We start from the raw sequence: 24,745 nt of genomic DNA on the forward strand, positions 1-24,745 counted from the left end.
GCGACGGAAGCCTGGCTGTTAAGCTTCGGCAGGAAGACGGAAGGGTAGCCTCGTGTTTAACTCACTGCTCGGTCTCTTCAGCGTGGACATGGGTATTGACCTAGGCACGTGCAACACGCTGGTCTGCGTCCGAGGCCAGGGCATTGTGCTCAACGAGCCCTCGGTGGTCGCGGTCAAGAAGGGAACGAATCGGGTTCTCAAGAACGGCAATGCGGTGGGTCTGGTAGCCAAGGAGATGATTGGGAAGACTCCGGGCACGATCACGGCGATCCGGCCCTTGCAGGACGGAGTCATTGCCGACTTCGACATTACCGAGGCGATGCTGGGCTACTTCATCCGCAAGGTTCACGGCCGGCGTTCGTTCGTGATGCCGCGGGTGGTGATTGCGGTTCCATCGGGAATCACGGCGGTGGAGAAGCGAGCCGTTTACAACTCGGCCGAGCGGGCGGGCGCCCGTCGGGTCTACCTGGTGCCCGAACCCATGGCGGCGGCCATTGGCGCGGGGCTTCCGGTGGCCGAGCCGCGGGCGTCGATGATTGTCGATATCGGCGGTGGGACGACCGAGGTAGCGATCCTGTCGCTGGCGGACATCAGCACCTGCGAATCGATCCGGGTAGCCGGCGACGACATGGACGAGGCGATCATCAACTACATGCGGCGGACGTACAACCTGGCGATCGGCCCGCAGACGTCAGAGCGGATCAAGCTGGAGATCGGCTCGGTGGCCGAGCTGGAGAAGGAACTGACCATGCAGGTCAGCGGTCGCGACCTGATCAGCGGGTTGCCTCGGGAGACGACGATCACCAGCGAGGAGGTCCGTGAAGCCCTCAAGGAGCCGATCGGGCTGATCGTCGAGGCGGTTGTTCGGACGCTGGAGAAGGCCGAGCCGGAGTTGGCTGCCGACCTGATCACGGACGGCATCTGCCTGGCGGGTGGCGGCTCGCTGATTCGCGGTCTGGACTCGGTGCTCAATCAGACGACAGGCCTCAAGGTTCGCCTGGCGGAGGATCCTCTCGCCTGCGTGGCCCGGGGCACGAGTGTTTTCCTCGAGAATCTGAACGAATGGAAAGACACCATGGAGTCGACCGAGAACGACGTGTAGGTTGGACAGAAGCGGCCAGGGGTGCCCAGCGAGGGATGAGTTCGTTGTGGGACGCCTTGGTGAGGCGTGGTTTTTCCAGAGCGAGCATTTCACGTGCAGTACAGGCGGTTGAGGACACCTTCGAAGCCGACGATCTTCATGCTGCTGATGCTTCTCTCGGGTGTCAGTGTGTTTCTGCCCGCCGACGTTTTCGGGCCGGCGAGGGTTCTAACGCAGCTGGTCGCGGTTCCGCAATGGGCGGCGCAGCGGGCGACGCAGCATGTGGCCGAGCCCATCCAGGCCCTGGCCGCCAAACCGATGGCCGCGGAGGAACTGGTTCGTCTGCAGCGTCAGGATTTGGCGCTGGAGAACGAGAACGCGGTTCTGCGACAGCAGGTCTACGAGCTGCGGCTCACCGTTCAGGAGCTGACCGTGCTCCGCAAGCAGAGCCTGCAGCGTGAGGGTATCATTTTGCCCGCGCCGGTCGTAGCCCTGGATGCGGCTCCGGGGCGGGACTCGATGGTGCTGGGCAAAGGCAAGGTTCAGGGTGCCAAGCGAGAGGACTGGGTGGCCTCGCGGCTGCTCGTCCAGGTGGGGCAGCAGGATGGCGTGCAGGGCGAGGAGGCGGTGCTGGCCCGGGAGACGCTGATTGGCCGGATCGAGGAGACGAGTCCGCTGACCTCGCGGGTGGTGCTGCTGAGCGACCCGTACACCAACCGGGCCATGAAAGTGCGGATCATGCATTTCGACCACTCGTCGCAGCGTTACCTGCAGGTCACTTCGGGCGGGCGGATCGCCGAGTTCGTGCTCCGCGGGGCCGGCGCGGGCAGGATGGTGGTGCCCGACATCCGCAAAGACTTCACTGACGCCGGCGTAGTGGCGGTCGGCGACCTGGTGACCTCGGATCCGCAGGACCCCAAGCTGCCCCTTGGCATGGTGATCGGGGAGATCACCGAGCTACGGCACAACAAGGACAATCCGCTGCTGCATGATGCGATCGTGCAGCACCGTTACGATCCGAAGAACCTCAGTCAGGTCTATATCGTGGATCTCTCGCGCGGGTCGAAGGCATCGCGATGATCGAGCCGGTCCCACTCACCAGACGAACCGGTCACCCGCGAGGCGTTGCCTGAGAGCGGCCATCAGGGCGTCTTCGTCCGCTTCGGTCGGGGCCTGATAGGTGACCGAGAAGCGCAGGCAGGCCCCGGCATCGTCCCACGGAACGGTGCATATGGACCGCTCGCGGATCAGGAACTGGGACACGTCCTCGGCCGTCTTGAAGACTTGGCCGCCGTCTATACCTCTTGGTGCCTTCGTATAAAGGAAGTAGGTGCCTCCGGGCATATGGGCGTCGAAGCCGAGCTCCCGGAGCGTTGCGACGAGTTTGTTCAGCCGCCGCTCGTAGCGGGCCCGGACACGTTGCGGAATCGAGTCGTCGGCCAAGGCCGCGACGCCGGCTTTCTGGATGGCCATGAACTGTCCGCTGTCACAGTTGTCCTTGACATCGGCAAAGGCCCGGACGATCCGTTCGTTCCCGGCCACGAAGCCCAGTCGCCAGCCGATCATATCGAAGCCCTTGCTCATCGAGTGGACCTCGACGCCGACTTCCGTTGCTCCCTGGACGGCCAGGAAGCTGAGCGGCTTGCGGCCGTAGGTGAGCATGACGTGGGCGGCATCGTTGACGACCACGAGCTGGTAACGGTGGGCGAAGTCGATGACCTTGCGGAAGAAGGTCTCGTCGGCCAGGCCGCCGGTGGGGCTGTTGGGGTAGTTGAGGACCAGCATCTTGGCCCGGCGGAGGATATCGGCGGGAATGATGTCCAGGTCGGGCAGGAAGCTGTTTTCCGCCAGAAGCGGCAGGCTGAAAACGGCGCCGCCGTAGTAGCGGGTGTGGGTGCCGGCGATCGGGTAGCCAGGCACGGTCATCAGGGCAATGTCACCGGGATTGATGAAGACCGCGGGGAGCATGGCCAGGGCGGTCTTGCTGCCGATGCAGTGGTTGACCTCGGTGGCCGGATCGAGGGTCACGCCGAAGGCTCGTTTCATCCAGCCGGCGGCGGCGTCCTTGTACTGCTGGATGCCGTTGTCGGCATAGCCGCGGTTTTCGAGTTTGCCGGCCTCTTCGGCCAGGACCTGGCGGACGGATGGATCGGCCATCTGGTCGTTCTCGCCGATGCCGAAATCGAGCAGGGGGCGGTTGGGGAAGTCCTTGATGGCGGCCCGCTTGGCCCGCTTGATCTTCTCGAACTTGTAGATGGCCGTGCCTTTGCCGTACTGGGCGCCGCCGATACGATCCGCGAACAAGGCCTGGAAATACGGGTCGGTCATGATCTCCTCATTCCGATGAAACAGTAGCCCTTCCCAAGGCGAGTATGGTAACGAATTCAGCCGGCCGGTCCACACCTGGTGGACGGTGTTGTTCTTCCCCGGTGGGTGACAACCCGGGCATATCCTGCGGCGAAGAGTCTCCTCGGGGGGAGCTCGGACGACACAAGGGGGAGAGGGGCGGATCGCGATGGCGCTGTCGTCAGCGACCGGCCGATGGGTCCGCCCCCGGCGGCAGCCGATGCCGAAGCAGCCTCAGGGTGTGTCTGGTTCTCCTTCACCGCACCTCCGTCAGGTTCACCGGAGGGGGTCACGGACTGGTTGGTGGGGTCCCTTGACTTGCCGGGCGGGTGTTTCTACCTTCATCGCCCTGGATTGGCATCGAGGACACGAGACATGCAAGAAGCAATCGGGAAAGCATCGGTCCTGGTCGAGGCCCTGCCCTACATTCAGGGCTACCTGGACAAGATCATCGTGGTCAAGCTCGGCGGCTCGGTTATGGACGATCTGACCGCGGAACGGGAGTTACTGCGCGACGTGGTTTTCCTGCGTAGTGTCGGGATGCAGCCGATCATCGTCCACGGCGGCGGGAAGGAGATATCCAAGGCCATGGACGACGCAGGCCTCGAGCCCACCTTTGTTCAAGGTCTCCGCTACACGGACGACCGCACGCTGGCCATTGCTGAGCAGGTGCTCTGCGCCCGGATCAACAAGCGCTTGGTGGATGCCTTGATCAAGATGGGCGTGGACGCGATTGGCCTGCACAGCCTGACCACGTGCGTTCTGTTCGCCGAGCAGTTGTTCTTGCAGGGTGAGGAGAACCGCCGGATTGACGTGGGCTATGTCGGCAAGGTCGAGCAGGTCAACGCGAAGGTGCTCCGGCTTTTATGCCAAGCGGGTACCGTACCGGTCATCGCTCCGATTGCCCGGGATTTCGCGGGGGGCAAGCTCAACGTCAACGCGGACACGGCCGCCGGGCATGTGGCCGCCGCGGTCAAAGCCGAGAAGCTGGTCATGGTGTCGGACACCCACGGCATCCGGCGTGAGAAGGACAACCCCGACTCGTTCTGCCACTCGCTCAACAAGGCCGAGATCGGCGAACTGATGGCGGAGAAGATCATTGACAAAGGCATGATCCCGAAGGTCGAAGCGTGCCTGCGGGCGCTTGAGGCGGGGACGCGCAAAGCCCACATCATCGACGGGCGGATCCCTCACTCGCTGCTGCTGGAGATCTTCACCGACAAGGGCATCGGCACGCAAATCCTACAGTCGTGATATGTACGAGCGGGTCTTTGGGTGATCGTTCGCCGCTTCGCGTGGCGTTGTCCTGACGGGGTGGCTTAGCCGACCGCATCGAGGAGGGAGGGCTCAGGGTCCGGGGTGTGGGGCTGGGGGTGAGGGGGTGAGGGTCTGCGAGTCGTGAGCCCATTGCTCCGGACAGAGCCAGATGGCGTGGTAGGTTCGGGGTGGTCGACGATCCAGAAAACCGCGGTGGCGTGCGACTCCGATGGAAAGGGCGCCGTCGTACCGATCGAGGGTCAAGCGAGTTGGCCTGGCGGTTCATCAGCGAAAGGACAGGACAAAGATGCACGTAGATATCATCGTTAGGCCCACGCGAACGCTTCGATTGGCGCTCTCGACGGCCCTAACCGCCGTTCTCGGGTTTCCCCTCGTAGCCGTCGGGCAGTCGCCGGTCGGGCCCCCGGGGCCGCAGCCCGTTGCTCTTGGCCCGTATGTGCAGAACGTGGGCACCAGCAACGCGGTCATCTGCTGGGCCACCCTGAGCGGGGAAGTGATCCTCACACCGCCGGCGAAGAACGACACTTGCTTTCGGGAATACCAGGTGCACTCCGTCGTGCTGCGTGGTCTCACACCGGGAACCAGCTATTCCTACCGTGTGCCCGGAGATGCCGGAGCCGCCGGCGATTGCAGGTTTGCGACCGTCCCCAAGGGAGAGCACCCGTTCAGCTTCTGCGTGATCAGTGATACCCAGAATCGCGACAACAAAGCGCACCGGTCGATTGTCGAGCGTCTTCTTGCCGACAAACCTGACATGCTGTTCAACGTGGGTGATCTGGTGTCCGACGGCCGGAGCTTCGGCGATTGGGAGGAGTTCTTCCGAATACAGGGCCCTCTCCTGCGCAGCGTGCCCTGCTACGCCGTACTGGGCAATCACGAGCGCGACTCCTCCCTGTACTTCCAGTTTTTCGCTCTACCCGGCATTGAGCGGTACTACTCGTTCAACCGCGGGGCGGCGCACTTTGTCGTGCTGGACAGTCCCGGCGGGCGCATGCCGGACGACAACCAATCGGTCACCAAGGCCGATCAAGACCGCTTCAAGGAGCGCGGCAAACGGTACTGGCGGCAACAGATGGAGTGGTTCAAGAATGACCTGGCCGGGCACGGAGACGCGAAGTACGTTTTTGTTTTTCTTCACTACCCGATCTACAGCCTGATGGCTTCGCGAAAGGCATCGACCGATGAGTTGCGCGAGCGATTCGGCACGGTGTTCCAGGACCACTGTGTCACTGCGGTCTTCAGCGGTCACGATCACCACTATCACCGTGAGGTTGCAGGAGGCGTGCATTTCATGGACGGTGGGGCAGGAGGCGGGTCGGCGCGTCCCGTCGATGCTCCGATTCGGCCCGAGACCGTTAGGTATGCAGCCGTCGAGTCATTCACCCGGGTTGAGATCGGCCCTGATCGCGCGAAGGTCCGCGTCACCGATGTTGCGGGCCAGGTCGTGGACGAGTTCTCCTTATCACCCCGGCCGCATTCAGCGACCAAGCCGGAGTGAGGGTGGTTGGGACTTGGCACGATGATGCGACGATGAAGAGAGTATCCTTGATTCGCCGTGAGCGCGCTTCGCGGACTTCGGTTGATCTCAGAAGGCCGCAAAGGGCGGGCAGGACTGATGGTGATGAACCAAAGGAGATGCGGTAGTTGGGGGATCATTGGGATTCTCATCGCGTTGATTAGGGATTACGCCGACTTGGGCTTCTGAACCTGGGCGGGGCAGCCCGCAACCTACCACTCGAAGCATGAGCCCGGTTCACGGGCAGTGAGCCAGGGTCACAGATTGGAGGGATGGCGGGTCGACTGTCCTGTCGGTGGTGAGCCGCATTCGCCCCGCACGCGGCGGGTGCACACGGGCCGTTTGAGGCGGTGTGAGGAGTCGCATTCAGCGGTCAGCCTTCAGCAAGAAAATGAGGAACACCGCCAAGAAGTATTAGAATGGATAAAGAGTATGGAGCGGGGTCGCCGCGCCGCTGCATATCGAACCTGGTCCGTTATCCGTGCTCCTGACCCACCGACCACCGGACGGTGAACAACGACATGCCGGCGTTCGAAATAAATGGACCCATCCCGTTATCCGAGCCCGGACAGGTTTGCCGCCCTCAATCCGCGCCCCAGCCATGCGGCGCCTGATAGGCCGGGGGAGACACCTACTCTTGGACGACAAACGAGAAACCTGACGCAGTTCAGGCACTGACGGCTTGGTTTGGCCCTTCCCAGAGCGGGAAATACCTTGAAATGGGCTGAGTCGCTGGGGTAACATAGTGGCGCTGCTCGCGGAGGACACGCCTCTGGTTCTGCCGGCGTCTCCGTCGAGCGCAATCATATCCAGACGGCGCGCTTGTCCCGTACGAACCATGCACCCCTCGGGCAGCGTGAACGTCTACTTTTCGGCAGCGGCGATCCGTTCAGTGCACGCCCGGCGCAGGGCTGTCTCACGGACCGCTGGAAGGAGGTGGTCGCACATCCGTAGCAGCAAGACAACGTCCTGAGCCCAAGAGGTGTGGTCTGTTTCAGAAAGCACATTCTTCGGAGGAGCAAACATGTCTCGAAAAGGGGTTAGATATTGGGCGACCGCTGTTATTCTTGGGGTGACGGCGACGGCGGCCGTCGCGGGAGGAGACCCGCCTCCCGATGATCAGCTGGCACCGCTTGGCAAACTGCTGTTCTTCGACAAGAACCTCTCGACCCCGCCGGGGCAATCCTGCGCTGCATGCCATGCGCCCGAAGTCGGCTTTACCGGACCGGATTCGGACATCAACTTCAAGACGGCGGTGTACCCCGGTGCGGTGCACACACGGTTTGGGAACCGCAAGCCGCCCTCGGCCGCATATGGTGGGCCCAGCCCGGTGATGTACTACGATGAGCCCGAAGGCCTGTGGATTGGCGGCATGTTCTGGGATGGCCGGGCCACGGGCTGGACGCTCGGCGACCCGCTGGCGGAACAGGCTCAGGGGCCGTTCCTGAATGCCCTGGAGCAGAATAATCCAAATGCGAGACTGGTGTGCTCCAAAGTCGCCAAGTCAGCTTATGCGGGATTGTTCAAGAAAGTCTGGGGAGCCGGGTCCCTGGACTGGAAGAAGGACGTCGACGGCACGTACGAGCGGATTGCCAGATCGATCGCGGCTTACGAGCGGTCTGCGGAGGTAAGTCCCTTCAGTTCCAAGTATGACTATTACCTCGCGGGACAAGCCAAACTCACGGATCAGGAAGCGTGGGGCCTGGAGCTCTTCGAGGGCAAGGGCATGTGCTCGGCCTGCCACATCAGCCAGCCCGGCTCGAACGGCGAGCCCCCCTTGTTTACCGATTTCACCTACGACAATTTGGGCATTCCCAAGAACCCGGACAACCCCTTCTATCAGATGCCCCGCAAGTGGAACCCTGACGGCAAAAAGTGGGTCGATCCCGGCTTGGGCGGTTTCCTGAAGAGCGCGGGCTACGAGCCGGAGGTCTATCAACCCGAATGGGGCAAACACAAGGTCCCGACCCTTCGCAATGTAGACCTGAGGCCTTATCCGGAATTCGTCAAGGCCTTCGGGCACAACGGCTACTTCAAGTCCCTCGAGGAGATCACCCACTTCTACAACACGAGGGATGTGGAACCGTGGCCGGCCCCCGAAGTACCAGACACCATCAACAAGGATGAACTGGGCAACCTGGGCCTGAGTGCCGAGGAGGAAGCGGCGATTGTAGCGTTCATGAAGACACTGTCGGACGGGTATGTTGTTCCGTAGCAGCAGCGATGCTGCAGCATGTCCAGGCGGGGGGTGCAGGTCGGTATTGCACAGGCCTGCACCCCTCCTGCTTTGACGGAATCCGTTCTCGCTCCTCTTTGCCAGCGCGGTCAACCGGTCGGTACGCAGGCGGTATTGACGCGAGGCGAAGCGGTGTTTCTGACCCCTCTGGTGATGTGGAGAAGCGGTCAGAGGTAAGTGGTCAGTGTTCAGCATTCAGCAAGACAATGGGGAATACCGTAAAGAAGCAATAGTATATACAAAGAGTATAAAGGGGGTAGCCGCGCCGCTGCATATCGAACCTGGTCCGTTATCCGTCCCCGAAATAAACGGACCCGTCCCGTTATCTGCGCCGTTATCTGCGATCTACGCGCGCACGCCGGTCATGTCTGCGGACAGCTCGTGCAGGAGTTCGACGATTCGCACGTCCGACGGGCAGACTTCGGCGCACCGTCCGCAGTTGCGGCACACCCTGGCCGGGTCGTAGCCCGCCCGGGCATACAGCTCGCGAGCCAGCTGCTGCTCGCTGTACTGGTGGGTGTAGGCGTGATAGCGGATCATGTTCGTCACGGCGATGTGCTCGGGACACACCGTCGTGCAGTCGCCGCACAAGTGGCAGGCCCCGGCCATCTCGTACTTGACGAGGGTCCGCAGTTCGCGTTGGGCGTCGGCGGTCAGCTTCAAGGAAGCCAGAGGGAGGTCCTTCTCCATCTCCTCGTTGCTCTTGATCTGCATGATGACCGCATCGATGAGCCCGTCGGTCAGATTCAGCATCCAGAGCTTGGCTCGCTCCCACTCGTTGTAGCTCTTGCCGCCGACGAGGCTCTCGAACTTCTTCTCCCGCCCATCCACCGGGCGGTTCTTGATGCCTGAGGTTTTCATCGCGATGAGGCCGACGTCCTGCTTCTTGAGAGAAGTGAGTTCGGGCTTGAGGGCATCGAAACTCTCGGGATTGACTCCGGGCATGATCACGTCGATCTTCCAGGGTCCCTTGGCATTGGCCTCGACCGCCGCGGCCAGCACCTCTTTCTGATGATTGTGGGTGCTGAAGCCAAAGTGCTTCGCCTTCCCGGCCTTGTGGGCGTTCTCGTAGGCTTCCCACACTTCCAGGCAGTCGAAGATCCAGGGGATCTCGATACCGTGCATGAAATAGGCATCGACGTCTTTCACGCCCAGGCGGCCGAGTGAATCATCGAGCTGCTCGCGGTAGAGCTTAGCCATGCGTTTGCCCGCCGGGCGCAGATCCGGCTTGTCGCCCCCCTGTTTCTGCTTCTCGACGGCTTTCTTGTGCAGGGCGAGCAGGTCGCCCTCGCCGTTGCCCAGATAGTCTTTCATTGCAGCGCGGTACAACTTGGCCACTTCGTCATCAATCTTAGAGTAACCCGCCACGTCAGTCGCCTTGCTGGTCAGCCAGAGCTTGTCGCGCTGCTTCTGCAGGAACGGCTTGAGTTCCAGCTCGAAGTTGCCGTACCCTCGGGCAGCATCGATGTAATTGACGCCTCGGGCGAGGAGTCGCCGCCAGAGGGTCTCGTTGCCGCCCCAGCCCTGCACGATGCGACTGACCATGAAGTTGGTCCGACCCATGCGCGCGTAGGCCATGTCGACGTTCCTGCCGCGCCAGATCAGGTCTTTGGCGTCGACCTGGACCTCGGGAGCCCCCTGCTTCTGGTCGGCACCGAGGACGGCGGGCCCGGCCACTGCGGCCGCGCCCACGCTTACCGCAGTGCTCTTGAGGAAATGACGGCGATCCAGCCTGTTCTGATCATGGGACATGCTTGAGTTCCTTAATTGGTGCCTCGGGCTGCGCTGACCACAGCGTGCTACATAACGGGGGAGTATAGGAATTCTCCGGCCGTCCGTCCAAGAGCGGGCCCGGCGGTCCGACCTAGCGGGTCCTGGAGAGTGAGGACGGGCGAGGGACGGCGGCCAGGACGGCCTGGAAGAACTCGGGGCGTTTGCGGATCGTTGCCCGGCTGAGCAGTTGCTGGATGTAAGCCTGCTCGCGGCGGTTGTACTCCTCGTCCAGGAGTCGCTGGATGATCTGTTCCTGGGCCTGCTCGAAGGGTCGGCGGGCCGCGGGGGTCATCTGGCCGCACTTGACGATGAAGAAGCCGTCCTCGATCTCGACGATGTCGCTCACCTGCTGGTTCTGGAGGCCGAAGAGCACATCGAGCAGTTTGGCCTTTGAGCTGGCGAATGCTCCGGGACTGACCTCGCCCCATCCCCCGCCGAGCTTGCCTCGGGGGCCCTTACAGTACTTCTTGGCGACGGTCTCGAACTGGACGCCGTTGTTCAGTTCCTGGCGGGCCTGTTGGATGTGGGCCCGGGCGCGTTGGCGGGCGGTGGCTAGTTCCTCCGGCCTGGCGGAAGTGATCGGCTTGTCGAGCATCTCGGCGACGGGGACCTCGATGAGGAACAGTTCCGCCTTGGCCGTGCTGCTGAACTCATCGGGATGGGTCTCGTAGTACCTGGTCAACTCGCGTCGGGTCGGTTCCTGGATCATCGGCCGGAACCGCTCGTGAAGGAAGAAGCGGACCATGGCCTGCCGGCGGGCCCGCTCCTTGATCTGATCCATGGTCAGGTCCAGGGCCTTGAGATAGACCTCGTACCGGGCGACCACGCCTCCATACCGTCGCGTGATGACATCCTTGACCATGCGGTCGACTTCCTTGTCGAGAGCGTCCTTGAACTTGTCGTCGGAGAAGGTCTTCTTGGCCTCCTGGTAGACAAGGAGCATGCTGACCTGATAGTCCACCTGGGTGCCGACCGCCCGGAAGAGGTGGTTGCGGTAGGCCACGAGGCTCAGCGTATCGGCCTTGGCGCGGAGGTCATCATAGATGGGCTCGAGCACTTCGGGAACGCTGATGGTATCGCCGTTGACGAAGAGGACCGGGCAGCCGACCGGGCCGTGCTCGAAGTCGATGTCGGCGGGCTGGGTCACGGCCCCGGCGGTAAGGTTTTCGGAGGGACCGGCCGGTGTTCCCACATCATCCAGACGTTTGACGTCGGGATGATATCGGTGGTTGTGGGCCGCGGCGTGATCAGCCCGTTTGGGGCCGCTGTCGGGTTTGCTGCATCCGTGCCACGGTCCCAGCGAGAGGGTCAGCAGGGTCAGGATCGGCAGCGACAGCTGGCCTTTGGGCAGCCTGTTCCCGCGGCCTGCCGTTGATAAAGCCGATCTCCGCGCTGCCGGTTCTGGAGCCATGGATGCCCTCATATGCCGACGGCCATTCTAGTTGCCGGGGCGCCCTCCTTCAACAGCCGGCGGAGTATGGCCAGCATGGTGGGAGGCTCGAAGTAGGCCGGTGACAGGCGCCAATGGATGGTGTGGGCGTCGGCCATGCGGGGGGAACCGGGACTGCCGGCGAAGACCGGTTCGACCAGGGCCAACTCATCGACGGTGAAGATCAAGTCCGGCGGCTGCTGGTTGATGGAGCGGATCTTAAGGGGTTGAGCCAGGATGCGGATCTCGGCCAGGTCCAGCAGGGTCTGCACGGTGGGCGGGTACGGGCCGAAGGCGTCCTTGATGTCCTTATCGAGCTGGTCCAGTTCGGCCCGCGTCCGGCAGCGCACGAGGCGGCGGTAGATTTCCATCCGCTGGCGTTCGGAATCGATGTAGCTTCTGGGGATGTGGGCGGGCACATCCAGTTCGAGGTGGACCGGGCGGAATGCCTCGGCCGGCTCGTCCTTGAGCTTCCGGACGGCCGAATCGAGCAGCTGGCAGTAGAGCTCGTAGCCGACGGCGGCGATGTGTCCGCTCTGCTCCGATCCAAGGATGTTTCCCGCCCCGCGGATCTCCAGATCGCGCATGGCGATTCTGAAGCCCGCCCCGAGATCGGAGAACTCCTCGATAGCCTTGAGCCGGCGGGCGGCCGTGGAAGTGAGCGTCTTGCCCCGCGAGAGCATCAGGTAGCAGTAGGCCCGGTGCTTGTAGCGTCCCACCCGGCCGCGGAGCTGGTGCAGTTCCGACAGTCCGAATCGGTCGGCCTGGTCGATCAGGATGGTGTTGCAGTTGGGGATATCCAGCCCTGACTCGATGATCGTCGTGCAGACCAGGACGTCGGCTTTGTGCTGGATGAAGTCCACCATGACCCGCTCCAATTCGTGTTCGTGCATCTGTCCGTGGCCGATGAGGGTGCGGGCCTCGGGGACGATCTGTCTGACCATGTCGGCGAAGACGTGGATATCGTAGACCAGGTTATGGACGAAGAAGACCTGCCCGTCGCGGCTGAGCTCCCGCATGATGGCGTTGCGGATGAGGTTCTCGTCCCAGTGTCCCACCTGGGTCACGATGCTGCGGCGATCCAGGGGTGGAGTTTCCAGCGAACAGATGTCGCGGATGCCCAGCAACGACATGTGCAGTGTGCGCGGGATTGGCGTGGCGCTCATGGTCAGAACGTCCACCGTTTCGCGGAAGCTCTTGAGTCGTTCCTTGTGTTCGACGCCGAAGCGCTGCTCCTCGTCGATCACCAGGAGGCCGAGGTCCTTGAATCCAACGTCCTTGCTCAGCAGGCGGTGGGTCCCGATGAGGATGTCCACCTGCCCCTTCCGCGTGCGGGTGATGGTGTCGAGTTGCTGCTTGCGGTTCTTGAATCGCGAGAGGCTTTCGATCACGAAGGGGTAATCGGCGAACCGCTCGCGGAACGTCCGCTCGTGCTGCTCGGCCAGGACGGTGGTTGGCACCAGGACGGCGACCTGCTTGCCGTACTCGACGGCCTTGAACGCCGCGCGGATGGCCAGCTCGGTCTTGCCATAGCCGACGTCGCCGCACAGCAGTCGATCCATGGGCATGCTCTTGCGCATGTCCCGCTTGATGTCGGTCATCGCGGAGAGCTGGTCCTCGGTTTCGGTGTAGATGAAGCTGCCCTCGAACTCGCGCTGCCAGGGAGTGTCCTCGGGGAAGGAGATCCCGGGCTGGCTGGCGCGCACCGCCTGGATCCTGAGCAGCTCGGCGGCGAGATCGGAGACGGCTTCTTCGACCCGTTCCTTGGTCTTGGCCCAGCGTGTCCCGCCGAGCTTGCTGAGCTGCGGGCTGGCCGCTCCCGCCCCGATGTACTTCTGGACCAAGTCGATCTGGCTGACCGGCACGTGCATGCGGGCCGCGTCGGCGAACTCGAGGGTCAGGAACTCCTCGCTCTTGTTCGAGTCGCCCTTGCGCATGACCCGCAGGCCGAGGAATCGGGCGATGCCGTGAACCACGTGAACGACGTAGTCACCCGGTTGCAGATCGAGCCAGGATTCGATCGGCCGGGCCGCATGCGTCTTGCGGATCCGCCGCCGCTGCTGATAACGATGGAAGACCTCGTGGTGTCCGACCACGGCCAGGCATCCGGCGGGCCAGTCGAATCCCCGGTGCATGAGTCCGTTTCGCGTTTTGAGCCGAGCCGGCACGTCACCCAGGGTGGACGTCCACAGTTCAACGAATCGCTGTCGTTCCGGCTCGTTGTCGCAATAGAGCAGGACATCCCGTTCGCGGGCCAGCCGGTCGAGTTCAAACAGTGCCTCGGTGGCCTTGGTCTCGAAGCGGGCCAGGCTCTGCACGCCGAAAGCGAACCGCTCGGGCAACTCGCCTCCCCCGAGGGCGTAGAGATGCAGCTGAACGAACGAGCCGGCCCGGTGGAACACGCGGTCGACCGGCATGATCTGGCGAGGCGAGCCCAGCCGATTCCAGAAGATCCTTCCGAGCTCCTGAATCTCGATCGGTTCGGCAAAGGCGACGATCGCGTCACGCGGCAGGTAGGAGAGAAAGCTGGTGATGGTCGCTTCGTCGGGGGGCCGCTTCGGAGACCGCGCCCGCCGGCCGCTCCCGGCCAGCCCCACGGTGCCGGCCACGCGAATCCGCTGGCACGAACGATTGGATCGCTGCGTGCTCACGTCGAAGGAACGGATCGACTCGATCTTGTCGTCGAAGAAGTCAACCCGGTAGGGATCGGTCTCGCCCGGCGGGTAGATATCCAGGATATCACCGCGGAGGGCGAAGTCGCCGGGCGACTCGACCTGATCCAGGCGAGCATAACCATGATCCACGAGCCAATCGACCAGGAGCTGGGGTGTCTGTTGCTGCCCGGCACCGATAGTCAACATGTCCGCCTCGAGGGTAACCGGGGTAGGCACGGCCTGCATGAGGGCCTGGATGGGGGCGACGATCAACAAGGGATCGGGCTTGCGATCCGTTGGTCGGCCGGGTACAAGTTCGGGGGTTTCCAGGTCGAGCATTCGGGAGCACAGGGCCAGGCGTTCCGCGTGGATCTCATCGCTGGCTGCCCCTTCACCGGGCACGGTCTCGAAGGCGCTGAGCAGTTCGGGCGTGTGCCCGCAGAAGAGTTCGATATCGTCGCGGGCCTCATCGGCCTGCTCCAGGTGGGCGGTAACGAACAGGAGCGGTCGATCGAGTGCTCGGGCAGCGGCTCCGGCCAGAGTGGGCGCGAACGAACCCCATAGCCCGTCCGCGGAGACCGCCCCTTGCGCCGACTCGTCAGTCTGACCATCGCCGCCCTGAGCGGCGAGCTGCGGCGGAGGGCTCAACTCCCGGATCCGGGCCACCAAGGCACGAAAAGTGCCGTCGCCGGTGATCCGATCGACGACATTGAGCACGATGCTATCATATCGGCGAATCCGCCCCCCCACCATGGGCGGGGTTCCCCCGATTGCCGCGGCCGGTCAAGCCGGCAGGCCACCCGAGACCGCTGGTCCGGCCGATTGGTGGAGGGCAGGTCCTTGATTACGGATTGATCTCGATTTCGGCTCCAGCCGGCTGTTGGCCTTTCCGAGAAACATGGTGTATAATAGATGTGGATGGTTCCAACGAGTGCGTCTGAGGGTATCATCCACACGCCCACGACGGGCCGTATTTCAAGAAGCCATTTTCCTTCCATCATCCCAGACGCCCCCGGTGGCCATCCGGCGATGTGTTCTCTCGATCAGGTTGTGCAGTTCAAAGGTTGGCGGTGAACGCGCGGTTCGCCGGTGGTGTACGCCGGCATCAGCCGCGCTGACTGAAGGTCCCCGCGCACGGCAGCTGGTCCCTGCCGCCGCGGGCGCGGGCCGGAGGAGTCCGGGCGAACCGATGCAAGGAGCGTGAGTCGGCGAGGGTTGCTCAGCGGCCGCCGGACACGGCGGTGCTGGCTCAACAGCTATCATATAGTTCTCTCATTCCGCTCTTGCCCGACCATCCTCCCGTGCCCGGCGCCGCAGTCCACGGCCCGCACAACTGTGCAATCGCACGGGAGGTATGCCATGAGACCGAGCGTCATGGAACGGAGACGGTCTGCCTTCACGCTGATCGAGCTCCTGGTTGTGGTCGCGATCATCGCCCTGCTGATCTCGATCTTGCTGCCGTCGCTCAGCCGAGCGAGGGAACTGGCTCGCCGGGCGGTTTGTGCGGCGAACCTGTCGGGGATGGGAAAGAGCTACCACACCTACGCCAACGACAACTCCGATCAGTGGCCGATCGCGGCTCACAAGCGGGCCGGCGTCTTGGCTGGGGAAACACCGACGCCCACGGTGACCTATGTGGGCCAGATTGGCACGAAGCGAGGCACCACCGGCGTCCCTGGCGCGGGCGAGACCACGGACGCCGACACTCTTGTTTCCACGACCCGAACCCAATGGACGCTCATCCGTCTGGGCTTTGCCGCGGCGAAGCTGTTTGTCTGTCCGTCGTGCGGTGATCAGCCGAATCAGGAGGAGAACCCGCAGGATTTCTGGGATTTCGGCCACGGCAACTCCGCGGGGCCGACGCTGGACAGTGCCGTGGGCTGGCGGCAATGCAGCTATGGCACACAGGTGCCCTACGGCGACCGAGCTCGGCCGCGGACGGACTGTGATGCGAGCATGGTCCTGGCCGCCGATAGAGGGCCGTTCAGTGCCTTTCTGGAGGCCAAGGAGGGAACGGTGGTTGCGAACCCGGCGGCAACGAGCAGTGACTCGGCCGACAAATGGGCGACCTGGAACTCCTCCAATCACGGTGGGCTTGGCTCTGGCGAGGGCCAAGTGGTCCTGTACGCCGACAGCCACGCCGAGTTCTCCCCAAAGCCTTGTGTTGGCGTCAGTTATGACAACATCTTCACCCGATGGGCGAAGCCTGCCGGGGGGATGTCGGACCGTGTGCAGGGGGTAGGGCCCTCGAAGAGCATCGGTGAGATACCCCATGGGCAGACCGACTCACTGGTTTATCCATAAATCGGTGTAAGTCCGGTATTGACAAAGCGGTTGGCGGGTGCTTTAATCCTAGATGGATGGTTGTGTGGAGCGCGTTTGCGGCACCACTCTGTTGATGCGACAGAAGTTGCCATCATTCATTTTCCATCCCAAGCGCCCTCCCATGACCAACCACAGGAATACGGTTTTGTTGGCCTATTGGGCCGAAGACAACGTGTAAGTGCGGATTCGCGGCGATGGTCGTCGCGGAGTCCGTTGTGGTTGTGGGTCCCCGCGTGTCATGAGCTGAGGCGCTCGGCGCGGGAGCAGGTTCTGCAGCTGTCTGGGAGGTTTTCGAGGCTTGTTCGAGCGAAAGCACACAGCGGCCGCTTGACATGGCGGCAACTTGTGGCCAGTCCTTATTCATCGTCCTCTGTCAGGGCTTTCGCTTGACGCTCCGGCTTCGCAGACCAAGCACAAACAGACTGCGGGAAACTGCGCATCAGTGCGAAAGCACGGGAGGTCATTATGAGACCCAACACTCAAGGTAGGAGCAGGCCGGCGTTCACGCTGATCGAGCTCCTGGTGGTGGTCGCGATCATCGCCCTGCTGATCTCGATCCTGTTGCCGTCGCTGGCGCGAGCCCGCGAACTGTCGAAGCGGTCGGTGTGCGCCGCGAACCTGAAGGGCATGGGCACGGGCCTGTACACCTACGCCAACGAGAACGCCGACGACATGCCTCGGGCGAACAGCACCCAGGTGGCCTCGAGCGGTGTGGGCGTGGTCAACTACGTGGCCAAGATCGGCACCAAGCGTGGTCAGCTGGCCAACCCCATGATTGGCGAGACGGGCACGAATGACGCGGCTGTCTCCACGGTTCGGAATCTATGGACGATGATCCGTCTGAACATTTCATCGCCCAAGTCGTTCATCTGTCCGTCGTCGAGCGACCAGCCGAACGATGAAGAGAACCCGCAGAACTACTGGGACTTCGGCAAGGGTGACGTGACCGGAACGGCGACTGCCGCCCAGGCGAAAGAGGGCTGGAACCAGTGCAGCTACGGCTATCAGGTTCCCTACGGCGACCGTGGCCGTCCGCGAACCGACTGCGACCAGAGAATGGCCATTGCGGCCGACAAGGGGCCTTTCGGCGCGGTTCTGGATGGACAGGTTGGCACCGACCCCGGCAAGCCCAACCTGACGACGACCGATTCGCCTGACAAGTGGTCGCCCTGGAACTCGCCGAACCACGGCGGTTCTGGTGCTGGTGAAGGCCAAGTCGTGCTGTACGCGGATGCTCACGCCCAGTTCGAGCCGAAGCCCACGGTGGGTGTGGCGTACGACAACATTTACACCCAGTGGGGCACGCAGAACGGCACCCTGACGGATCGCGTGCAGGGCAACAAGCCCACGAGCACCGAGATTCCGTGGGGCCAGACCGACTCGCTGATCTATCCGTAAGTGGGCTAGCGGCGTCGGCCTGACAGCCAGGTCCATCGCGAATGCGATGGCACGGTTTGATGAATACGGGCGGCACGTTCCGTGTCGCCCGTTTCTTTTTTGTTCTTGCTTGACAGCCTTCCCCGGCGCGGCATAATGAGCGGTACAAGAGGTTCGCTCGGCGCGGGCGAGGCGGGTGGCGGCGCGTTCCGCCGTCCGACCGGAATGCTGAGAATAGCCTGGTCGCACCCCACAAGGATGGGCAATCCCCCCCTTGCCCGTCTCACCGCGACCAGGCTTTTTTTGTATGGAGCAGCGATGCCGAGTTCCAGCAGCAAGCAGCCCAGCTTCGAGGACGCACTGAATCAGCTCGAGGCCATTGTCTCGGCCATCGAGGAGGGCAAGATCGGTCTGCAGAACTCGATTACCGAGTACGAGAAGGGTATGAGACTGATCCGTCATTGTCGCGCGATCCTGGCCGAGGCCGAGGCCCGCATCCAACAGCTCCAGGTGGCCGAGGACGGCCGGGTCTCGGCGGGGCCACTCGAGTCCCCCTCCGCTGACTGACGCGCCTGCCGATGCTGGCTCGACCCGACCACGGGCCTACAATACCCCGTCTGCCATGGATTGGGTCTATCTGGACAACAACGCGACCACCATGATCGACCCGCGCGTCCTTGAGGCGATGCGGCCGTTCCTAGCCGAGCAGTATGCGAACCCATCCAGCACCCACCACTTCGGACAGCAAGCCCGTTATGCGGTCGAGGTGGCGCGGGAGTGCATCGCCGGGCTGCTGGGGCTGGCCGGTGGTCAGATCATCTTCACCAGTGGCGGGACCGAGGCGAATGATCTAGCCGTCCGGGGCATGCTCGCCTCCCGGCCGTCCAAGCGTCACCTGGTGACCACGGCCGTCGAGCACGCTTCGATTCTCCGCCTGGCCCAGCAGATCGAGAAAGAGGGGTATCGCGTAACCTATGTTGGCGTTGACCGCCTCGGCCGGCTCGATCCGGCCGAGTTCGAAGCCGCCCTTGGCGAGGACACGGCCCTGGCGAGCGTCATGCACGCCAACAACGAAACGGGGGTCGTGTTTCCGGTTGAGCGGCTGGGGGAGATTGCCGCGTCGAAGGGTATTCCTCTCCACGTGGACGCGATCCAGACGGTGGGCAAGGTCGCGACGGAGCTGGGGAAGTGGCCCGTATCGTTGGTCACCTTGGCGGCGCACAAGTTTCACGGCCCCAAGGGGGTTGGGGTGTTGTACATTCGACGAGGCGTGCGGCCGCGTCCGCGGCTGATCGGCGGTCATCAGGAGAGTGACTTGCGTGCCGGCACGGAGAACGTCCCGGCCATCGTCGGCATGGCGGAAGCCCTGCGGCTGGCCGTTGAGCATCTCGAAGAGGAGAATGGGCGGGTGCGGGTACTCCGCGACCGGCTCGAGACCAGCATTCTCCAGCGGATTCCCCTGGCTCACGGCCTGGGCCACCGGGAGGACCGCCTGCCCAACACGACCGCCATTGGCTTTGAGGCCCTGGAGGCGGAGGCCATTCTGATGCTGCTCAGCAATCAGCGCATCTGCGCCTCCAGCGGCTCGGCGTGCGGCAGTGGTTCGCTGAGCCCCTCCCATGTACTAACGGCCATGGGATTGGACGAGCGGGTCGTTCACGGCGCGGTGCGATTCAGCCTGTCGCGCTTTAACACGGATCAGGAGATCGACCGGGTGGTGGAGGTTGTTCCGAGCATCATCGAGCGACTGAGGAGGGTGATGGGAGGGGCATAGCGGCCGGTTCCGGCGGACATCCCACGGCGACCTCTACCTGCCCACGCTCAAGAGTCCCTGTTTCTGCCACTGTTTCACGAGCACCTGCAGTTCGGAGGCGGCCTCGCCCAGTCGCCGAATGGTGAGCATGAGCTCGTCGTAGAATTTGGGATCTCGGAGGAGCATACCGGCGGTGCCCTGGCCCTCCGCCAGGTCGCGGCTGGCGGAGATGAGGTAATCCAGAAGTCGCGACACCTGGTCCGTCGCGCTCACGAGTCTGCGGCCCAGCTCGTCGATGTACTTCTGGGTCGTATCGGCGGTGGTATTCAACTTGCCCATGACGCTCTTGGCGCTGACCGTGAGCTGCTGGGCCTCCTGGGCAAAACTGCGCAGGCCGGCCACCGCGAGCTTGGCGTCCTCGCTGGCCGCCTTGAAGTTGGCGACCGTCTCCTTGACATTGCTCTGCACGGCGGGATCGCCGAGCACGAGATCGAAATGCCAAAGCACGTTATGCAGGCGTTCGACGGTGGTGAAGAGGTTAGCGGCGAGTTTCTGGGGGGTATCGGAGGACTTTTCGACCTGCTCGATCGAGCGTTGCTCGAGGAGGTCGGTGATCGCATTGGCGGCTGGTGTCAGGGCCTCGGCGAGGACGCCGATCTGGTAGGTTGTCTTCTTCATCGTGTCCAGCAAGGCCGGATCGATCACATCGCCCAGCGGGGTGGTGACCATGCCGGCGATCTCGGCGGTGCCGTCCGTCGGCAGCAAAGTGAGCGTCTTGGCGGCGGGGATGATGTTCACGGTGGCCTGGCCCATGAGCGGGGTGGTGACCATGGCGACGGAGCCGCTGGGAACCTGGAACCTGGGGTCCATTTCCAGCACGGTCAGCACGCCTTTGTGGGGCTGCCGGGGATCGACTAGGCCCACCTTCAGCACGCTCCCGACCCAGACGCCGGCCAGGGTGACGTCGGTACCCTCGCGGACGCCGGTGATCCGATCGAACTTGGCGTTGATCGTATATCGCTTGCCCAGGACGCCGCGGTACTCGCCGAACATCACGATCAGCACGGCCAGGCAACACAGGCCGGCCAACACGAACAGCCCGGTCAACACATTCCGTTTGTGATCGGTCATGAAGCGGTACCTCCTTGAGGAGCTTCAGTCTGGTCAAGGTGGCTCAACTGGAGATCGGCATCGCCGGTGACGAACGCCTGCACCCGCGGATCGGTGGACCGGCGGAAGTCGTCGGCCGTCCCATCGGCGATGAACTGTCCCTGGTGGAGCATGAGCACGCGGTCGGCCACCTTGAATGCGCTGACCATGTCGTGGGTGACGACCACGCTGGTGACGGCCAGCTCGTTCTTGAGCTTGATGATCAGGTCATTGATGGTGTCCGAGCGGATGGGGTCCAGACCGGTCGTAGGCTCGTCGTAGACGATGATATCGGGATCCATGGCGATAGCCCGGGCGAGGGCGACTCGTTTTCGCTGTCCGCCGGAGAGCTCCGCGGGCATCTTCGACTGGATGCCGTCCAGACCGACCAGGGCCAGCTTACGGGCCACGATCCCGGCGATTTCGGCGTCGGTTTTGTTCGTGTGCTCCTGCAGGGGGAAAGCCACGTTCTGTCCGGCGGTGAACGAGTCGAACAGGGCCCCCATCTGGAACAGGTACCCGAAGCGTCTCCGGACCGGTACCCATTCCTTCTCGCGGAGCTTATCGACGCGGCGGCCGTCGACGTAGACCTGGCCCTTGTCCGGATGGAGGAGGCCCAGCATGTGCTTGAGCAGCACGCTCTTGCCGGTGCCGGACTCACCGATGACGACGGTAGTCTTGCCCCGCTCCAGACAGAGGTCGATCTCGTGGAGGACGTGCAGGCGTCCGAAGCTCTTGGATACGCCGCGTAGTTCAACGATGGGTGGTTGTGGGTCGCTCATGGCTGTCGTGACGCCGGGACAACGCTGATGCCGGGCGGCCATCGGTCTCGCTCAGAAGATCAGTTTGAATCCCCAGATCGCCTCGTAGAGCCCCTTGAGAAGCAAGGCGATGAAGAAGTCCAGGATCAGGATGACCACGAAACCCGCCACGAACGACTCGGTGCAGGCCTTGCCCACGCCGCGCGCCCCCTGCTCGCAGTTGAAGCCCTTGTAGCAGGAGACCAGTCCGATCGTGGCCCCGAAAAACAGGCTCTTGAACAGGCCGCTGCCGATATCCCAGGTCTCGACCGCCACCTGCATGTAGTGCCAGTACGCCCAATTGGCGATCCGGAAGATGGGCACGCTGATCAGCCATCCGCCGAGCACGCCCACCAGGTTGCAGTAGATGGTCAGCACCGGGGTGAGGAGCACGCAGGCGAGGAAGCGGGGCACGACCAGGACTCGGATTGGGTCGGAGCCCATAGAGCGGAGGGCGTCGATCTGCTCGGTGACCCGCATGGTACCGAGTTCGGCGGTCAGGGCTCCTCCGACCCGGCCCAGGATCATCACCCCGGCCAGAACCGGGCCCAGCTCGCGGACGACGGAGAGGCTCACGATCACGCCCATGCGGTTCTCGAGACCGGCGGCCTTGAACTGCTCGATGGCCTGGATGGCCAGGACCATGCCCACGAACACGCCGGTGATGAGGATGACCGGCACGCTCAGGGCTCCGATGGAGAACAGGTGCGGGAGCAGGCGCTGCAGGTCGCGCCGGCGCACAGGGCAACGGACGGCATGCCCCACGGCCCGGGCGGCGAAATGGGCGAAGTCACCCAGCGACTCGAGGAAGTCGAGGGTCGCACGGCCCAGTCGGCCGATCGCACCTTCCATCAGGACATCGTTCGCCACGGTTGAACCTCATGCCGACCCGATCTACGCCGAGATTATCCCGCCTTTGACAGCGGGCGGCAAGTCAGGCTTTCCGCTGGGGATGGGGTGGCGTGCCTGACTCCGTGGCTGGGCGGAGTCTGGAGAGAACAGCAGAGTGCGATGGGTGGGGAGCCGGAGGTTTCGGGGGAATCCTGGCGAGGCCCCGTGACGCGGCGGGGCCACGAGGTCATGGGAGCATTCGAAGCTGGGCTCGGGCACTGGCTTCGGCCTCGGCTTTGTGGCGGAGGCTGACTTCGTCCTTAGCGACCATCTTGCTGGCCTCGGCCAACTGGGCCTCGGCCGCGGCCCGATTGATCTCCTCGGGCCGGATGGTTCGGGGGGTCAACACCGTGACTTGATTCTCGAAAACCTGGCAGAAGCCGCCGTCGACGAACCAGCGTTCCTCGACCTCGGCGGTCCTGGCCTGCAGCCGCCCGGCTCCGAGCTTGCACACCAACGGAGCGTGGTTGCGAAGGATGCCGAGCTGGCCGTCGTGGGCGGGGATAACCACCGACTCGACCGCGGCCTCGAAGACCGGCCCTTCCGGGGTGATGATGCTGCAGTGCAGAACCAGATCGGCCATAGCGACGTGCTCCTACTCCTTGGCCAGTTTCTCGGCCTTGGCGGCGGCGTCCTCGATGTTGCCCACGTACATGAAGGCCTGCTCCGGAAGGTGATCCCACTTGCCTTCGCACAGTTCGGCGAAGCTGCGGATGGTGTCCTCCTTGCGGGTGTAGTTGCCGGGGAAGCCGGTGAACGGCTCGGCGACGAAGAACGGCTGGGAGAAGAATCGCTCGATCTTGCGGGCCCGGCCGACGATCAGCTTGTCGTCCTCGGACAGCTCGTCGACGCCGAGGATGGCGATGATGTCCTGCAAGTCGCGATAGCGTTGCAGGATGCTCTGGACCTGCCGGGCGACCTTGTAGTGTTCCTCGCCGATATACTGGGGATCGAGGATCCGGCTGGACGAAGCCAAGGGGTCGATGGCCGGGTAGATGCCCTTCTCACTGATACCGCGAGCGAGCACGATGAACGCATCGAGGTGGGTGAACGTGGTGGCCGGGGCAGGGTCGGTCAGGTCGTCGGCGGGCACGTAGATGGCCTGCACGCTGGTCACGGCGCCGTACTTGGTGGAAGTGATTCGCTCCTGGAGCTCGCCCATTTCGGTGCCCAGTGTCGGCTGGTAGCCGACGGCCGACGGCATGCGTCCCAGGAGAGCCGACACCTCGGAGCCGGCCTGTGAAAAGCGGAACACGTTGTCGACGAACAACATCGTGTCGGCGCCCGACTGGTCGCGGAACCACTCGGCCAGGGTGAGGGCGGTGAGGGCTGCTCGAAGGCGTGCCCCGGGCGGCTCGTTCATCTGGCCGAAGACCATCGCGGTGTGGTCCATGACCTGCTTGACGTTGCCCTGAGCGTCCTTGAAGGTTGCCTCCTGCATTTCCAGCCAGAGGTCGTTCCCTTCACGGGTTCGCTCGCCCACGCCGGCAAACACGGAGTAACCGGAGTGCTCACGGGCGATGCGGGCGATCATTTCCTGCACGATAACGGTCTTACCCAGCCCGGCGCCGCCGAACAGGCCGATTTTTCCGCCGCGGACGAATGGGGCGAGGAGATCGATCACCTTGATGCCGGTCTCCATGATTTCCGACTTGGGGGTCAGGTCGGCGAACTCGGGAGGCTCATGGTGAATGGGGCGGTTTTCCTTGGCCGCGATCGGGCCGCGCATATCCACCGGCGCGCCCACGACGTTGATGACCCGGCCAAGCGTTTCCATGCCCACCGGCACGGTGACCGGTGCGCCCAGGTCACGGATGGGAGCTCCGCGTGTCAGGCCGTCGGTCGAGCCCAGGGCCACCGCGCGGATGTGCCCGCCGCCCAGGTGTGAAGCCACCTCGCACCATAGCGTGCTTTTCTCGACGGTCCCGAGGACCTTTCGCTCGATGTCGACTTGCAGGGCGTTGTACACCTCGGGCAGGTTGTGCTCGTCAAACGCGGCGTCCAAGGTGGAACCGATGACCTGTGTCACTCGACCGATGTTCTGGGTATGGGTTTCTACCATTCTTGTCGCTCTTTCAGCACTCGTGTGTCCCGCACCGGCATCCCGCCGGCCCTGTTCGGTGCAGCCCGGGCGCCG

Annotated in this window: 18 protein-coding genes; 9 read left to right on the forward strand and 9 right to left on the reverse strand. The window is 63.4% G+C overall.

The features are described from left to right. The first annotated feature begins 52 nt into the window (after positions 1-52). Entirely contained in the window at positions 53-1,102 is a 1,050-nt protein-coding gene (locus tag KA354_05145) for a rod shape-determining protein (GenBank protein MBP7934018.1), read from the forward strand. A gap of 138 nt (positions 1,103-1,240) precedes the next feature. Then, complete coding sequence (locus KA354_05150; GenBank protein MBP7934019.1) at positions 1,241-2,161, forward strand: rod shape-determining protein MreC; 921 nt, start codon at positions 1,241-1,243, stop codon at positions 2,159-2,161. A gap of 15 nt (positions 2,162-2,176) precedes the next feature. On the opposite strand, the gene KA354_05155 is transcribed toward KA354_05150, so the two are convergent. Further along, entirely contained in the window at positions 2,177-3,409 is a 1,233-nt protein-coding gene (locus KA354_05155) for an LL-diaminopimelate aminotransferase (protein ID MBP7934020.1), read from the reverse strand. Positions 3,410-3,802: 393 nt separating this feature from the next. Here KA354_05155 and argB point away from each other — a divergent pair, with 393 nt between their 5' ends. From argB to KA354_05170, 3 genes are all read left to right on the forward strand, one after another. After that, on the forward strand, positions 3,803-4,681 hold the full coding sequence (argB, locus tag KA354_05160) for an acetylglutamate kinase (protein MBP7934021.1): 879 nt from the start codon (positions 3,803-3,805) through the stop codon (positions 4,679-4,681). 469 nt (positions 4,682-5,150) lie between these two features. Then, entirely contained in the window at positions 5,151-6,203 is a 1,053-nt protein-coding gene (locus KA354_05165; GenBank protein ID MBP7934022.1) for a metallophosphoesterase family protein, read from the forward strand. Positions 6,204-7,245: 1,042 nt separating this feature from the next. Next, positions 7,246-8,436, forward strand: coding sequence for a cytochrome C (locus KA354_05170; GenBank protein ID MBP7934023.1), 1,191 nt, complete (start codon positions 7,246-7,248; stop codon positions 8,434-8,436). Between the two features lie 366 nt (positions 8,437-8,802). On the opposite strand, the gene KA354_05175 is transcribed toward KA354_05170, so the two are convergent. From KA354_05175 to mfd, 3 genes are all read right to left on the reverse strand, one after another. Then, a complete protein-coding gene (locus tag KA354_05175) occupies positions 8,803-10,209 on the reverse strand; it encodes an aldo/keto reductase (protein MBP7934024.1) in 1,407 nt (468 codons plus the stop codon). A 112-nt stretch (positions 10,210-10,321) separates the two neighbouring features. Beyond that, the gene (locus KA354_05180; GenBank protein ID MBP7934025.1) at positions 10,322-11,641 is read right to left on the reverse strand and encodes a peptidyl-prolyl cis-trans isomerase; all 1,320 of its coding nucleotides are present in this window, start codon (positions 11,639-11,641) and stop codon (positions 10,322-10,324) included. 8 nt (positions 11,642-11,649) lie between these two features. Then, complete coding sequence (gene mfd / locus KA354_05185) at positions 11,650-15,066, reverse strand: transcription-repair coupling factor (GenBank protein ID MBP7934026.1); 3,417 nt, start codon at positions 15,064-15,066, stop codon at positions 11,650-11,652. A gap of 606 nt (positions 15,067-15,672) precedes the next feature. Here mfd and KA354_05190 point away from each other — a divergent pair. From KA354_05190 to KA354_05205, 4 genes are all read left to right on the forward strand, one after another. Next, complete coding sequence (locus KA354_05190) at positions 15,673-16,617, forward strand: prepilin-type N-terminal cleavage/methylation domain-containing protein (protein ID MBP7934027.1); 945 nt, start codon at positions 15,673-15,675, stop codon at positions 16,615-16,617. A gap of 486 nt (positions 16,618-17,103) precedes the next feature. After that, a complete protein-coding gene (locus KA354_05195; GenBank protein ID MBP7934028.1) occupies positions 17,104-18,036 on the forward strand; it encodes a prepilin-type N-terminal cleavage/methylation domain-containing protein in 933 nt (310 codons plus the stop codon). A 297-nt stretch (positions 18,037-18,333) separates the two neighbouring features. Beyond that, entirely contained in the window at positions 18,334-18,582 is a 249-nt protein-coding gene (xseB, locus tag KA354_05200; protein MBP7934029.1) for an exodeoxyribonuclease VII small subunit, read from the forward strand. Between the two features lie 55 nt (positions 18,583-18,637). Next, the gene (locus tag KA354_05205; protein MBP7934030.1) at positions 18,638-19,789 is read left to right on the forward strand and encodes an aminotransferase class V-fold PLP-dependent enzyme; all 1,152 of its coding nucleotides are present in this window, start codon (positions 18,638-18,640) and stop codon (positions 19,787-19,789) included. Positions 19,790-19,822: 33 nt separating this feature from the next. Here KA354_05205 and KA354_05210 read toward each other — a convergent pair whose 3' ends face one another. From KA354_05210 to atpD, 5 genes are all read right to left on the reverse strand, one after another. Continuing rightward, positions 19,823-20,899 (reverse strand): MCE family protein, encoded by a 1,077-nt coding sequence (locus KA354_05210; GenBank protein ID MBP7934031.1) that lies wholly within the window; start codon positions 20,897-20,899, stop codon positions 19,823-19,825. Further along, positions 20,896-21,699, reverse strand: coding sequence for an ABC transporter ATP-binding protein (locus KA354_05215; GenBank protein ID MBP7934032.1), 804 nt, complete (start codon positions 21,697-21,699; stop codon positions 20,896-20,898). Before KA354_05215 ends, KA354_05210 begins: the two co-directional genes overlap by 4 nt. A 51-nt stretch (positions 21,700-21,750) precedes the next feature. Next, entirely contained in the window at positions 21,751-22,569 is an 819-nt protein-coding gene (locus KA354_05220; GenBank protein MBP7934033.1) for an ABC transporter permease, read from the reverse strand. A 226-nt stretch (positions 22,570-22,795) separates the two neighbouring features. After that, the gene (gene atpC / locus KA354_05225; protein ID MBP7934034.1) at positions 22,796-23,191 is read right to left on the reverse strand and encodes an ATP synthase F1 subunit epsilon; all 396 of its coding nucleotides are present in this window, start codon (positions 23,189-23,191) and stop codon (positions 22,796-22,798) included. Between the two features lie 12 nt (positions 23,192-23,203). Continuing rightward, positions 23,204-24,670, reverse strand: coding sequence for a F0F1 ATP synthase subunit beta (gene atpD / locus KA354_05230; protein ID MBP7934035.1), 1,467 nt, complete (start codon positions 24,668-24,670; stop codon positions 23,204-23,206). Between the last annotated feature and the right edge of the window lie 75 nt (positions 24,671-24,745).

The sequence above is a fragment of the Phycisphaerae bacterium genome, assembly GCA_018003015.1.
Lineage (GTDB): Bacteria > Planctomycetota > Phycisphaerae > UBA1845 > PWPN01 > JAGNEZ01.

Bases quoted from the DNA above. Each gene is read 5' to 3' on its own strand.
- KA354_05180 (MBP7934025.1), bottom strand. From the start codon at position 11,641: ATGGCTCCAGAACCGGCAGCGCGGAGATCGGCTTTATCAACGGCAGGC.
- KA354_05175 (MBP7934024.1), bottom strand. From the start codon at position 10,209: ATGTCCCATGATCAGAACAGGCTGGATCGCCGTCATTTCCTCAAGAGC.
- mfd (MBP7934026.1), bottom strand. From the start codon at position 15,066: ATGGTGGGGGGGCGGATTCGCCGATATGATAGCATCGTGCTCAATGTC.
- KA354_05210 (MBP7934031.1), bottom strand. From the start codon at position 20,899: ATGACCGATCACAAACGGAATGTGTTGACCGGGCTGTTCGTGTTGGCC.
- KA354_05150 (MBP7934019.1), top strand. From the start codon at position 1,241: ATGCTGCTGATGCTTCTCTCGGGTGTCAGTGTGTTTCTGCCCGCCGAC.
- atpD (MBP7934035.1), bottom strand. From the start codon at position 24,670: ATGGTAGAAACCCATACCCAGAACATCGGTCGAGTGACACAGGTCATC.
- KA354_05170 (MBP7934023.1), top strand. From the start codon at position 7,246: ATGTCTCGAAAAGGGGTTAGATATTGGGCGACCGCTGTTATTCTTGGG.
- argB (MBP7934021.1), top strand. From the start codon at position 3,803: ATGCAAGAAGCAATCGGGAAAGCATCGGTCCTGGTCGAGGCCCTGCCC.
- KA354_05215 (MBP7934032.1), bottom strand. From the start codon at position 21,699: ATGAGCGACCCACAACCACCCATCGTTGAACTACGCGGCGTATCCAAG.
- KA354_05195 (MBP7934028.1), top strand. From the start codon at position 17,104: ATGAGACCCAACACTCAAGGTAGGAGCAGGCCGGCGTTCACGCTGATC.
- atpC (MBP7934034.1), bottom strand. From the start codon at position 23,191: ATGGCCGATCTGGTTCTGCACTGCAGCATCATCACCCCGGAAGGGCCG.
- KA354_05205 (MBP7934030.1), top strand. From the start codon at position 18,638: ATGGATTGGGTCTATCTGGACAACAACGCGACCACCATGATCGACCCG.
- KA354_05220 (MBP7934033.1), bottom strand. From the start codon at position 22,569: ATGGAAGGTGCGATCGGCCGACTGGGCCGTGCGACCCTCGACTTCCTC.
- KA354_05155 (MBP7934020.1), bottom strand. From the start codon at position 3,409: ATGACCGACCCGTATTTCCAGGCCTTGTTCGCGGATCGTATCGGCGGC.
- KA354_05190 (MBP7934027.1), top strand. From the start codon at position 15,673: ATGAGACCGAGCGTCATGGAACGGAGACGGTCTGCCTTCACGCTGATC.
- xseB (MBP7934029.1), top strand. From the start codon at position 18,334: ATGCCGAGTTCCAGCAGCAAGCAGCCCAGCTTCGAGGACGCACTGAAT.